General features: G+C 64.5%; 12 protein-coding genes. 10 read left to right on the top strand and 2 right to left on the bottom strand.

Features of this window, described 5'->3' with window-relative positions; all coding sequences use genetic code 11:
* Positions 1 to 17 precede the first annotated feature (17 nt).
* Positions 18 to 149, bottom strand: a complete 132-nt coding sequence (locus AC0L3B_RS19750) for a hypothetical protein (protein ID WP_256467754.1) — start codon at positions 147 to 149, stop codon at positions 18 to 20.
* A 350-nt stretch (positions 150 to 499) separates the two neighbouring features.
* Between AC0L3B_RS19750 and AC0L3B_RS19745 the strand changes: the two genes are divergently transcribed.
* The 8 genes from AC0L3B_RS19745 (at position 500) to phoB (ending at position 8257) form a co-directional block, all read left to right on the top strand.
* Positions 500 to 1555, top strand: a complete 1056-nt coding sequence (locus AC0L3B_RS19745; RefSeq protein ID WP_018456061.1) for a putative bifunctional lysylphosphatidylglycerol flippase/synthetase — start codon at positions 500 to 502, stop codon at positions 1553 to 1555.
* 33 nt (positions 1556 to 1588) lie between these two features.
* The gene (locus tag AC0L3B_RS19740) at positions 1589 to 2887 is read left to right on the top strand and encodes an ATP-binding protein (protein WP_018456062.1); all 1299 of its coding nucleotides are present in this window, start codon (positions 1589 to 1591) and stop codon (positions 2885 to 2887) included.
* Between the two features lie 143 nt (positions 2888 to 3030).
* Entirely contained in the window at positions 3031 to 4044 is a 1014-nt protein-coding gene (pstS, locus tag AC0L3B_RS19735) for a phosphate ABC transporter substrate-binding protein PstS (protein WP_085358361.1), read from the top strand.
* A 98-nt stretch (positions 4045 to 4142) separates the two neighbouring features.
* Positions 4143 to 5132, top strand: coding sequence for a phosphate ABC transporter permease subunit PstC (gene pstC / locus AC0L3B_RS19730; protein WP_018456064.1), 990 nt, complete (start codon positions 4143 to 4145; stop codon positions 5130 to 5132).
* A 4-nt stretch (positions 5133 to 5136) separates the two neighbouring features.
* A complete protein-coding gene (gene pstA / locus AC0L3B_RS19725; RefSeq protein ID WP_018456065.1) occupies positions 5137 to 5982 on the top strand; it encodes a phosphate ABC transporter permease PstA in 846 nt (281 codons plus the stop codon).
* Positions 5979 to 6800, top strand: coding sequence for a phosphate ABC transporter ATP-binding protein PstB (gene pstB / locus AC0L3B_RS19720; protein WP_085349683.1), 822 nt, complete (start codon positions 5979 to 5981; stop codon positions 6798 to 6800). The genes pstA and pstB overlap by 4 nt, the downstream gene beginning before the upstream one ends.
* A 10-nt stretch (positions 6801 to 6810) precedes the next feature.
* Positions 6811 to 7527: a phosphate signaling complex protein PhoU gene (phoU, locus tag AC0L3B_RS19715; RefSeq protein WP_018456067.1), complete on the top strand. Its 717-nt coding sequence runs from the start codon at positions 6811 to 6813 to the stop codon at positions 7525 to 7527.
* 22 nt (positions 7528 to 7549) lie between these two features.
* Positions 7550 to 8257 (top strand): phosphate regulon transcriptional regulator PhoB, encoded by a 708-nt coding sequence (phoB, locus tag AC0L3B_RS19710; RefSeq protein WP_007597871.1) that lies wholly within the window; start codon positions 7550 to 7552, stop codon positions 8255 to 8257.
* Between the two features lie 247 nt (positions 8258 to 8504).
* Here the strand turns inward: phoB and AC0L3B_RS19705 are convergent, their stop codons facing one another.
* Entirely contained in the window at positions 8505 to 9017 is a 513-nt protein-coding gene (locus AC0L3B_RS19705) for a GcrA family cell cycle regulator (RefSeq protein ID WP_007597869.1), read from the bottom strand.
* A gap of 455 nt (positions 9018 to 9472) precedes the next feature.
* Here AC0L3B_RS19705 and AC0L3B_RS19700 point away from each other — a divergent pair, with 455 nt between their 5' ends.
* Both AC0L3B_RS19700 and argF read left to right on the top strand, forming a co-directional pair.
* Positions 9473 to 10675, top strand: a complete 1203-nt coding sequence (locus tag AC0L3B_RS19700; RefSeq protein WP_473380924.1) for an acetylornithine transaminase — start codon at positions 9473 to 9475, stop codon at positions 10673 to 10675.
* Positions 10675 to 11610 (top strand): ornithine carbamoyltransferase, encoded by a 936-nt coding sequence (argF, locus tag AC0L3B_RS19695; RefSeq protein ID WP_085349685.1) that lies wholly within the window; start codon positions 10675 to 10677, stop codon positions 11608 to 11610. The genes AC0L3B_RS19700 and argF overlap by 1 nt, the downstream gene beginning before the upstream one ends.
* The last annotated feature ends 98 nt before the right edge of the window (positions 11611 to 11708 follow it).

Genomic DNA, 11708 nt, shown 5'->3' with positions numbered 1-11708 from the left:
ACCTCCGAACGACGTGCTCATCGCGGCCGCTGGCGGGCGGCCGCAATGACGTCTGTGATGTCGCAGTGCAACCGGATGATCGAGCGCGAGCCGTCGGCCACGTAATCGTGCGCGCCGCAGCGGCCGCGCGCGGCGCGACCCTCTTTCAACAGCGAAATCCCGCCCATAGATTGATTTCGACTTAAGCCGTGACGGAACATTGTACGGCCGAAATCATCAAAACTTCATGGCGTCTGCGCCAGGATGGCCATGGAGATTCGCGTCAGGCTTGCCGCCGAAAGCGCCAAACCGTGCATCAGGAGCCCGCAACCTGCCTAAAACCTTGAAGCCACGACTTTTTGTTCGAATTGTCGAATTCCACTCCGCCCCAAAACGCGCTAGTGGAGGGGCAGGGGGCATGCGCGATGCCGGAGCCGCCGGCGAGGATTCGTCGGGTGCCTGCGTGTCGTCCGCCTGTTCGCCGGCCACCCTGGCCGCTGAAGCGTTGTTCGAGGTTTAGATGCTGGAAGCCATACGCAGGGCGATGTCGTTTCTGCGCCAGAAGCAAATCCTGCATAAGCTTGGAGTTGTGATCAGCGTCGCGGTCATCGGCATCGCTTGCTATGTGCTCTACCACATGCTGCGCGGCATCGATGTCAACGAAGTCCTCGAAGCGATCAAGAGCACCGAGCCGAGCCAGATCGCGATGGCGGCGCTGTTCGTCGCTGCGGGCTATTTCACGCTGACCTTCTACGACCTGTTCGCCGTGCGCGCGATCGGCCATCCCCACGTGCCCTATCGGATTAACGCGCTCGCTGCCTTCACCAGCTATTCGATCGGCCACAATGTCGGCGCCAGCGTCTTCACCGGCGGCGCGGTGCGCTACCGCATCTATTCCGCCTATGGCCTGAACGCGATCGACGTCGCAAAGATCTGCTTCCTCGCCGGCCTGACCTTCTGGCTCGGCAATGCCGCGGTGCTGGGCCTCGGCATCTCCTATCATCCGGAAGCCGCGGCCTCGATCGACATGCTTCCGCCCTGGCTGAACCGGATGCTGGCGATGATGATCATCGTCGGACTGGTCGCTTACGTGGTCTGGGTCTGGACCCAGCCGCGCATGGTCGGCCGCGGGCCCTGGACCGTGATGCTGCCGGGCGGCCCGCTGACGCTGCTCCAGATCGCGATCGGCATCATCGATCTCGGCTTCTGCGCGCTCGCGATGTACGTGCTGGTCCCTGACGAGCCCAATCTCGGTTTCGTGGTGGTCGCGGTGATCTTCGTCTCGGCCACGCTGCTCGGCTTTGCCAGCCATTCGCCCGGAGGCCTTGGCGTGTTCGACGCGGCGATGCTGGTCGGGCTCTGGCAGATGGACCGCGAGGAGCTGCTGGGCGGGATGCTGCTGTTCCGCGTCCTCTATTATCTGTCCCCTTTTGTCATATCTGTAATCTTGCTGACGTTTCGCGAAGTTATCATCGGCGCACGATCGAAGCGCCTGCAGCAGGCTGCGCTCAAGCTCGACCCCGGCCCCGCGCCTGAAGCCGCTTACGTGAGAAAGCGCAGCGACAGCGGCGCCTGACCGGCGCAAGGCCTTTTGGAGAAGCCCGCCCCGATGGCGATCGACGCCCCAACTTCTCCCTCCTCCCCGCCCTGGTCCGACCGGCTGCGGCACTCGACCGTCATCCTGATCGCCGCGGCGCTCGCGCTATCCGTGGTGGTCTCGCTGGGGGAATTATCGGCGCTGCATGCGATTGCGGTGTTCCTCTGCATCGCGGCCGCAGCGCTGATCCCGTGGCGCCTGCACGATACCGCCGCCTCGCGCGAAGAGACCCGCCGCGTCAACCCGGTCGAGAGCGCGGCGGTCGCCGCAGTGGTCGCCGGCATGCCCGATCCCGCGGTGCTGCTCGACCGCGCCGGCCGCGTCATCCATCTCAACGCCGCAGCCGCCCAGCTCGCGCCGGCACTGCGCCGGAATGAGCTCGCCCAGTTCGCGCTGCGCTCGCCCGAGATCATCACGGCGCTGCGCGAGTCGATCGCGACCACCGAGCCGCGGCGCGCGACCTATCTCGACCATGTCCCGGTCGATCGCTGGATGGAGCTGACCATCACGCCGGTGCCGGTGCCGACCACCTTTGGCGGCGCCGACAAATGCATGCTGATGACCTTTCACGACCAGACGCCGCTGCGCCGGGTCGAGGAAATGCGGGCCGATTTCGTCGCCAATGCCAGCCACGAGCTGCGCACGCCGCTGGCCGCGCTGTCCGGCTTCATCGACACGCTCCAGGGCCAGGCCAAGGACGATCCCAAGGCGCGCGAGCGCTTCCTCGGCATCATGCACAACCAAGCCACCCGGATGGCGCGCCTGATCGACGATCTCTTGTCGCTGTCGCGGGTGGAGCTGTCGGCCCATGTGCGGCCCGACACCCTGGTCGACCTGCTGCCGATCATCTTGCAGGTCGCCGATGGGCTCGAGCCGCTGGCGCGGGAACGCCAGGTCGAGGTCGAGACCCAGCTGCCCGAGACCCCGGTGCTGATCGCGGGGGACCGCGAGGAGTTGCTCCGCCTGTTCGAGAATTTGATCGAGAACGCGCTCAAATACGGCGCCTCCGGTGGACGCATTATCGTGTCGCTGATATCAGGCGCGGCCCCTGATGGAACTCAGGAAATCCGGGTGCTGGTCCGGGATTTCGGCCCCGGCATCGCGCCGGAGCACCTGCCGCGGCTGACCGAGCGCTTCTACCGGGTCGATGTCGGCGACAGCCGCTCGCAGGGCGGCACCGGCCTGGGATTGTCGCTGGTGAAACATATTCTTAACCGTCATCGCGGCCGGCTTTTGATCGAAAGCGTGCCCAAACAGGGCGCCACTTTCACCGCCTGTTTTCCCCAGGGCAAGCCTGCGGCTCTGAGCTAAATTCCAGCGATTTCAGCTGCTTAACACTGTCATCCGACTGTCACCAAACCTTCGTAAAAGCTCAGCTGTCCGCTCCTAAAGGGGCGGCACGGGGAGCGCGATCGGGCGCGGATGGCGCTTCGCTCCCCTGTATGGAGACCAGCATGAATTTCCTCAAAACACTCGTCGCTGCTGGCATGGTCGCCGCATCGACGACGGCGGCCTTTGCTGCCGACATCACCGGAGCCGGCGCGACGTTCCCGTTCCCGATCTATTCCAAATGGGCCGACGCCTACAAGAAGGAGACCGGCAACGGTCTGAACTACCAGTCGATCGGCTCCGGCGGCGGCATTAAGCAGATCCAGGCCAAGACCGTGACCTTCGGCGCCAGCGATGCGCCGCTCAAGGCCGAGCAGCTCGAGAAGGACGGCCTCGTCCAGTGGCCGATGGTGATGGGTGCCATCGTGCCCGTCGTCAACATCGAGGGCGTGAAGCCCGGTGAACTGGTGTTCGACGGCGAGACGCTGGCCAGCATCTATCTCGGCAAGATCACCAAATGGGACGACGCCGCGATCAAGAAGCTCAACCCGAACGTGAAGCTGCCCTCGGAGGCCATCACCGTGGTCCGCCGTTCGGACGGTTCGGGCACCACCTTCAACTTCACCAACTACCTCGCCAAGGCCAGCGCGGATTGGAAGAGCAAGGTCGGTGAGGGTACCGCGGTCGAGTGGCCGGTCGGCGTCGGCGCCAAGGGCAATGAAGGCGTGTCCGGCAACATCAGCCAGACCAAGAACTCGATTGGCTATGTCGAGTACGCCTATGCCAAGCAGAACAAGCTGACCTACACCGGTCTCATCAACAAGGCCGGCAAGCCTGTGCAGCCCACCGTCGAAGCCTTCCAGGCGGCCGCCTCCAACGCCGACTGGGCCAAGGCTCCCGGCTACTACGTCATCCTGACCGACCAGCCCGGCGAGAAATCCTGGCCGATCACGGCGGCGACCTTCATCCTCATGCACAAGGACGCCACCGACAAGGCGGCCTCGCAGGAAGCCATCAAGTTCTTCCGCTGGGCCTTCAAGAGCGGCGGCAAGGCGGCTGAAGAGCTCGACTACATCCCGATGCCGGATCCGGTCGTTCAGCTGATCGAGAAGACCTGGGCTGCCGACATCAAGAGCTAGGTTCGCGACGCTCGTGCCCCGGATGCGCTGCGCTACATCCGGGGCACGGACCAACAAAAAACGTATACTATTTGGTACAGGGGATCGGCGTGGCAGAGATGGCCGTTCAGAGCGATGTAATCGACGACGCCGGACCGTATGACCGCGCCAAGGCCTTGAGCGCGTTCAAGCTCGGCGACGTTACCTTCTACTGGATTACGCGGCTCTCCGCGATCTCGGTGCTTCTGATCCTCGGCGGCATCATCATTTCGCTGATCGTCGGCGCTTTCCCGGCGATGAAAGAATACGGCGTCTCCTTCCTGTGGACGCAGCGCTGGGCGCCCTCCGCAGATCCGCCGGTGCTCGGCGCGCTCGGGCCGATGTACGGCACGCTCGTCACCTCCTTCATCGCGATGCTGATCGCCATTCCCGTGGGTCTCGGCATTGCGATCTTCCTCACCGAGCTCTGCCCGCAATGGCTGCGCCGCCCGATCGGCATGGCAATCGAGCTGCTCGCCGGTATTCCCTCGATCATCTACGGCATGTGGGGCTTCTTCGTGTTGGGTCCGTTCCTGGCCAACACGTTCCAGCCCTTCATGATCAAGATCTTCGACGGCGTTCCCGTGCTGGGCGCGATCTTCGCAGGTCCCCCGTCCTATCTCAGCCTGTTCAATGCCGCGCTGATCCTTGCCATCATGGTGCTGCCCTTCATCACCTCGATCTCGGTCGACGTGTTCAAGACGGTGCCTCCGGTCCTGAAGGAAGCCGCCTACGGCGTCGGCTGCACCACATGGGAAGTCGTCCGCAGCGTGGTGATCCCCTACACCCGGGTCGGCGTCATCGGCGGCATCATGCTGGCGCTGGGCCGCGCGCTCGGCGAGACCATGGCGGTGACCTTCATCATCGGCAACTCGTTCCGGATCTCGTCATCGATCTTTGCGCCGGGCACCACGATCTCGGCGGCGATCGCATCCGAGTTCGCCGAGAGCGACGGCCTGCACCAATCCGGCCTGATCCTGCTCGGCCTCCTGCTGTTCGTTCTGACCTTCTTCGTGCTCGCAGCGGCGCGGCTGATGCTGATGCGGCTGGAAAAGAAGGCGGGGAATTAGCGCCATGAATCCGATCTATTCACGCCGACGCCGCAAGGACATCGTCGTCCGCGGGCTCTGCATCGCCGCAACCGCCTTCGGCGTCACCTGGCTCGCGCTGATCCTGATCACGCTGCTCTACAACGGGCTGGCGGGACTCAATGTCCAGCTGTTCACCGAGAACACGCCGCCACCGGGATCGAACGAGGGCGGTCTGCTCAACGCCATCGTCGGCTCGCTGATCATGACCGTGATCGGCGTCGGCATCGGCGCGCCGCTCGGCATGTTCGCCGGCACCTATCTCGCCGAATACGGCCGCAACGACCGGCTGACCTCGGTGATCCGCTTCATCAACGACATCCTGCTCTCGGCGCCCTCGATCATCATCGGCCTGTTCATCTACGGCGCCGTGGTGGTGCCGATGCGCGGCTTCTCGGCGATCGCAGGCTCGCTCGCCCTCGCGGTCATCGTGATCCCGGTGGTGCTGCGCACGACCGAGGACATGCTGCTGCTGGTGCCGAACGCGTTGCGCGAGGCGGCCTCGGCGCTCGGCCTGCCGCGTTCGCTGGTGATCAAGCGGATCGCTTATCGGGCTGCCCGATCGGGTCTCATCACCGGCGTGCTGCTCGCGACCGCTCGCGTCGCCGGTGAAACCGCGCCGCTGCTGTTCACCGCGCTATCGAACCAGTTCTTCAGCCTCGGCCTGAACAAGACGATGGCGAACCTGCCTGTGACCATCAACAACTTCGTGCAGAGCCCCTATGCCTATTGGAAGCAGTTGGCCTGGAGCGGGGCGCTGCTCATCACCCTGACCGTTCTTGCCCTTAATATTTTCGCGCGCATCCTTGGCGCCGAGAGGACCGCAAAATGAGTGATCTTTCCGTGTCGATGAGCGCGTCCGGTGGACTGCCGCACGCGGCGGTGCTGCCCGAGGCGCCCCCGAAGGTGACCGTGCGTAACCTGAACTTCTATTACGGCGAGCACCATGCGCTGAAGAACATCAACCTGACGCTCGGCGCCAACCGCGTTACGGCGTTCATCGGACCGTCGGGCTGCGGCAAGTCGACCCTGCTGCGCATCTTCAACCGGATGTACGACCTCTATCCCGGCCAGCGCGCCACCGGTCAGCTGATGCTCGATCAGACCAACATCCTCGACCCCAGGCTGGACCTCAATTTGCTGCGCGCCCGCGTCGGCATGGTGTTCCAGAAGCCGACGCCGTTCCCGATGACGATCTACGAGAACATCGCGTTCGGCATCCGTCTCTATGAGAAGATCTCGAAGTCCGAGATGGACGGCCGCGTCGAGAAGGCGCTGCGCGGCGGCGCGCTGTGGAACGAGGTCAAGGACAAGCTCAACGCCTCCGGCCTGTCGCTCTCCGGCGGCCAGCAGCAGCGCCTCTGCATCGCCCGCACCGTCGCGGTGCGGCCCGAGGTGATCCTGTTCGACGAACCCTGTTCGGCGCTCGACCCGATCTCGACCGCCAAGGTCGAGGAGCTGATCCAGGAGCTGTCCGAGGATTACACGATCGCTATCGTCACCCACAACATGCAACAGGCGGCGCGCGTCTCCGACAAGACCGCCTTCATGTATCTCGGCGAGCTGATAGAGTTCGACGACACCAGCAAGATCTTCACGTCGCCGTCAGATCGGCGCACGCAGGATTACATCACCGGCCGGTTCGGCTAGGAGACGCGACATGGGTTCTGAACATACCGCAAAGGCTTTCGACACCGACCTCCAGGAACTCACTCGCCTGGTCGCCGAGATGGGCGGCATCGCCGAGCGCATGATCGTCGAGTCCGTCGACGCGCTGATCCGCCGCGACGTCCCGCTCGGCCAGCGCGTCGTCGCCATCGACACCGAGCTCGACGCGCTGCAGAAGCGCATCGAGGAGCGTGCGGTGCTCACCATCGCCCGCCGCCAGCCGATGGCGGTCGATCTGCGCGAGATCGTCGGCGCCATGCGCGTCGCGACCGATCTCGAGCGCATCGGCGACCTCGCCAAGAACATGGGCAAGCGCGTCGCGGCGCTGGAGACGGACTTCCATCCGCTCAAGCTGTTCCGCGGCCTCGAGCACATGACCGACCTCGTGCAGCAGCAGGTCAAGTCGGTGCTGGACGCCTATGCCGCGCATGATCTGCCGGCGGCGATGGCGGTCTGGAAGGGCGACGAGGAGGTCGACGCCATCTGCACCTCGCTGTTCCGCGAGCTCCTCACCTACATGATGGAGGATCCGCGCAACATCTCGTTCTGCATCCATCTGATGTTCTGCGCCAAGAACATCGAGCGGATCGGCGACCACGCCACCAACATCGCCGAGACCGTGTTCTACATGATCGAGGGCCAGGCCATCACCGACAAGCGGCCGAAGGGCGACATGACGACCTTCGCCAACACGGTACCGAACACCTGAAGACTTAGGGAGCGACGACCCGATGGGCGCACGCATTATGGTGGTTGAGGACGAGGAAGCCCTGACCGAGCTTCTCCGCTACAACCTCGAAGGCGACGGCTATGACGTCGAGACGGTGATGCGCGGCGACGACGCCGACACCCGCCTCAAGGAGCACATCCCCGATCTGATCGTGCTCGACTGGATGCTGCCGGGCCTGTCAGGCATCGAATTGTGCCGGCGGCTTCGCACCCGTCCCGAGACCAAGCAGCTCCCGATCATCATGCTCACCGCGCGCGGCGAGGAGAGCGAGCGGGTGCGGGGTCTTGCGACCGGCGCCGACGATTACATCGTCAAGCCGTTCTCGGTGCCGGAGCTGCTGGCGCGCGTGAAAGGCCTGCTGCGGCGCGCAAGCCCGGAGCGGCTCGCGACGGTGCTTGCTTTTGGCGACATCGAGCTCGACCGCGACAAGCGCCGCGTGGCGCGCTCGGGCCGGCCGATCGATCTCGGTCCGACCGAATATCGCCTGCTGGAGTTCTTCCTGGAGCATCCGGGGCGCGTGTTCTCGCGCGAGCAACTGCTCGACAGCGTCTGGGGTCGCGACATCTATATCGACGAGCGCACCGTCGACGTGCATATCGGCCGCCTGCGCAAGCTGCTCAATCTCGGCCGCGAGCAGGACCCGATCCGCACCGTCCGCGGCGCCGGCTACGCGCTGGATGATCGGTTTGCCAAGGCGGAGCAGGTGTAGGGTTGCAGGCTTGTTTGTTGGCGAGTTGTCCCTGCATTCTCAGCCGTCGTCCCGGACAAGCGAGCGAAGCGAGCGCTGATCCGGGCCCATAACCACCGAACGTGGTTTGGCGAAGACTCGGAGTGACCCCTTCCGCACGATTATTGCGTGCTCGGAGTATGGGTCCCGGCCCCCCGTGCGCAATTGCGCACTAGGCCGGGACGACGCTGAAATTGTTGAATCGTCTTCGCGCGACGACTTGCCGTGATTACCGCGGACCCGGCTTCACCGGTGCGCGGCGCCGATCCGACGCCGGCTGGTACGCAACGCGCGAGTGCTGGGCGCAATAGGGCAGTCCGGACAGCGCCCTTCCACCGCAGAAGAAGAAGTCCGGGCTCGAGGGATCGCCGACCGGCCAGTGGCAGGTCGCCTCGTTCAATTCCAGCAGCGACAGCCGCTGGCTCATCGGCACCACGTTGTCATAGGTGACCGGATCCGGCTCAGCCTCCACCTCGAAGGCCTGCGCCAGCGCGGTGTTGCCGCGCGAGATCGGGCGGCTCACCCGCATCATGTGCTGCGCGGGGCGCGCCTTGCGCGGCCGCGGCGCTGCCGATGATGGGCTCTTGGCGCGGCCCGAAAGGCCGAGCCTGTGCACTTTGCCGATCACGGCATTGCGGGTCACATTGCCGAGCTCCGCCGCGATCTGGCTGGCCGAAAGTCCGGCCTCCCAGAGCTTTTTCAGCTGCTCGACGCGATCATCGGACCAGGTCAAAACCGTCATTGCACCCTTTCCCTCGCTGCGCGCCAGCCATCCTGGGGCCTCGCAGCGAATGCCTAAGCCTTCAAAAACCCGTGCCGCCAGAATCCCTTAAGGCTCGCCGGGCGCGTCTTGAACGCCCGAACGTTTACGCCGGTACATAAGGACTTAAAGATCAGAACCACTGCACGAGATGTCGTATCTGACAATCCAAACGCTACAATATGGCGTGACTCCCGCGCAAGAGTCCGCCGACTCGCTTCCACATGTTCCGTGGCCAAATCCCGCAAAATCGGCACCGCAAGACTACGGATTCAGCGTTTCGCGAGGCTTTCCGGGCGGCATTGACACCCGTTTCACCAGGCCTAAGATAGTCGCACGTGCCGCCCTCAAGAGGCGGCACGTTTCGTTTTCCGGGCCGGTCGATGGTGCGTTGCGCAATGCACGCTCACTCCGTCCGCAACATTCAAGTGACCATCATGACTAACAGCGCAGCGCCGCATTTGCTCCCCGTTTTCGCCAGGTCCGACCTTGGTTTCGAGCGTGGCGAAGGCTGCTGGCTGATCGCGACCAATGGCGAGCGCTATCTCGATTTCACCTCCGGGGTGGCGGTGAATGCGCTCGGCCATGCCCATCCGGCGCTGGTCGCGGCGTTGCAGGAGCAGGCCACCAAGCTCTGGCACATGTCGAATCTGTTCCAGAGCCCGGACGGCGAAAAGCTCGCCGCGCGCCTGTGCAATGAAAGTTTCGCGGATTTCGTGTTCTTCTGCAATTCCGGCGCCGAAGCGCTGGAATGCGTGATCAAGGTCGTGCGCCGTTATCACGCCGCAAAGGGTCATCCCGACCGCTATCGCATGATCACCTTCGAAGGCGCCTTCCATGGCCGCACGCTGGCGACGCTGGCCGCAACGGGATCGGCAAAATATCTCGAAGGTTTCGGCCCTCCGATGGAGGGCTTCGACCAGGTTGCGCATGGCGATCTCGATGCCGTGAAAAAGGCAATCGGTCCGCAGACCGCCGGCATCCTGATCGAGCCGATCCAGGGCGAGGGCGGTGTGCGTTCGGCAACGCCCGCCTTCCTGAGGGCGTTGCGCCAGCTCTGCGACGAGAAGGGTCTGTTGCTCGCCTTCGACGAGGTGCAGACCGGCATGGGCCGCACCGGCGATCTGTTCGCGTACCGCCGCCTTGGCGTCGAACCCGACGTGATGTCGCTGGCCAAGGCGCTCGGCGGCGGCTTCCCGATCGGCGCCTGCCTTGCGACCGCGGAAGCGGCGTCCGGCATGACGCCGGGCTCGCACGGCTCGACCTTCGGGGGCAATCCGCTCGCGATCGCGGCTGCGAACGCCGTGCTCGACGTCATGCTCAAGCCCGGCTTCTTCGACCACGTGCAGAGGATGTCGCTGCTGCTCAAGCAGAAGCTCGCCTCCGTGATCGACCGACACGGCGATGTCGTCAGCGAAGTGCGCGGCGAGGGCCTCCTGATCGGCATCAAGGCCGTGGTGCCCTCCGGCGATCTCGTTGCAGCCTTGCGCGACCAAAAGCTGCTCACCGTCGGTGCCGGCGACAATGTCGTGCGTTTCCTGCCGCCTTTGATCGTCACCGAAGCCGAGATCGAGGACAGCGTCGGGCGGCTCGAGCGCGCCTGCACCGCGTTGTCCGGCAACAAGCGGGCGTCAAGCTGATGAGCAAGTCGCCCGATAAAACACCGAAGCACTTCCTCGATATCAACGAGCTGCCGCTGTCGGAGCTCAAGCGCATGCTCGCTGCGTCCTCCGCGATGAAGGCGAAGCAGAAGGCGCATCAGCCGGTCAGGCCGCTCGAAGGCAAGACCCTGGCGATGATCTTCGAGCGCCCCTCGACGCGGACGCGGGTGTCTTTCGACGTCGCCATGCGCCAGCTCGGCGGCGAGCCCATCATGCTCACCGGCGCCGAAATGCAGCTCGGCCGCGGCGAGACCATCGCCGACACCGCGCGCGTGCTGTCGCGCTATGTCGACGCCATCATGATCCGCATTCTCAATCACGATGCGCTGCTGGAGCTTGCGGCAAACGCCACCGTGCCCGTCATCAACGGCCTGACGCGCCGCTCGCATCCCTGCCAGGTGATGGCGGACCTCATGACCTACGAGGAACATCGCGGCCCGATCGAGGGCAAGACCGTGGCCTGGACCGGCGACGACAACAACGTGCTCGCCTCCTGGGCGCACGCCGCCGAGCGCTTCAAGTTCCAGCTCAATGTCGCGACGCCTCCGGAGCTCGCGCCGAAAAAGGCGATGCGCGACTTCATCAAGGCGACGGGCGCGCCGATCATGCTCGGCACGGATGCCGAAGCCGCCGTGCGCGGCGCCGATTGTGTCGTGACCGACACCTGGGTGTCGATGGGCGACAAGGAAGGCGAGCACCGCCACAACGTGCTCAAGCCCTATCAGGTCAATGCGCAGCTGATGTCGCTTGCCAAGCCGGATGCGCTGTTCATGCACTGCCTGCCCGCCCATCGGGGCGAGGAGGTCACCGACGAGGTGATCGACGGTCCACAATCCGTCGTGTTCGACGAGGCCGAAAACCGCCTGCACGCGCAGAAGGGCATTCTGGCCTGGTGCTTCGACGCGGTGAAGTAATCCGGGCCGGTATCCGCCGTGCCGGCGAAGTAGGTCTTCATCGTCGTCCTGGCTTTCGCCAGGACGACGCTGAATTTGCCCTGCTTGCGTACGATCCG

The sequence above is a fragment of the Bradyrhizobium sp. Kon56 genome (genome assembly GCF_055807635.1).
The sequence above is the reverse complement of the archived record's forward strand: the minus strand, read 5'-3'. Positions and strand labels throughout refer to the sequence as shown.

What these genes read in the sequence shown, in the direction of transcription:
- phoB (WP_007597871.1), top strand. Translation starts at nt 7,550, where the DNA reads ATGGGCGCACGCATTATGGTGGTTGAGGACGAGGAAGCCCTGACCGAG.
- argF (WP_085349685.1), top strand. Translation starts at nt 10,675, where the DNA reads ATGAGCAAGTCGCCCGATAAAACACCGAAGCACTTCCTCGATATCAAC.
- pstA (WP_018456065.1), top strand. Translation starts at nt 5,137, where the DNA reads ATGAATCCGATCTATTCACGCCGACGCCGCAAGGACATCGTCGTCCGC.
- AC0L3B_RS19740 (WP_018456062.1), top strand. Translation starts at nt 1,589, where the DNA reads ATGGCGATCGACGCCCCAACTTCTCCCTCCTCCCCGCCCTGGTCCGAC.
- pstB (WP_085349683.1), top strand. Translation starts at nt 5,979, where the DNA reads ATGAGTGATCTTTCCGTGTCGATGAGCGCGTCCGGTGGACTGCCGCAC.
- phoU (WP_018456067.1), top strand. Translation starts at nt 6,811, where the DNA reads ATGGGTTCTGAACATACCGCAAAGGCTTTCGACACCGACCTCCAGGAA.
- pstC (WP_018456064.1), top strand. Translation starts at nt 4,143, where the DNA reads ATGGCCGTTCAGAGCGATGTAATCGACGACGCCGGACCGTATGACCGC.
- pstS (WP_085358361.1), top strand. Translation starts at nt 3,031, where the DNA reads ATGAATTTCCTCAAAACACTCGTCGCTGCTGGCATGGTCGCCGCATCG.
- AC0L3B_RS19745 (WP_018456061.1), top strand. Translation starts at nt 500, where the DNA reads ATGCTGGAAGCCATACGCAGGGCGATGTCGTTTCTGCGCCAGAAGCAA.
- AC0L3B_RS19705 (WP_007597869.1), bottom strand. Translation starts at nt 9,017, where the DNA reads ATGACGGTTTTGACCTGGTCCGATGATCGCGTCGAGCAGCTGAAAAAG.
- AC0L3B_RS19700 (WP_473380924.1), top strand. Translation starts at nt 9,473, where the DNA reads ATGACTAACAGCGCAGCGCCGCATTTGCTCCCCGTTTTCGCCAGGTCC.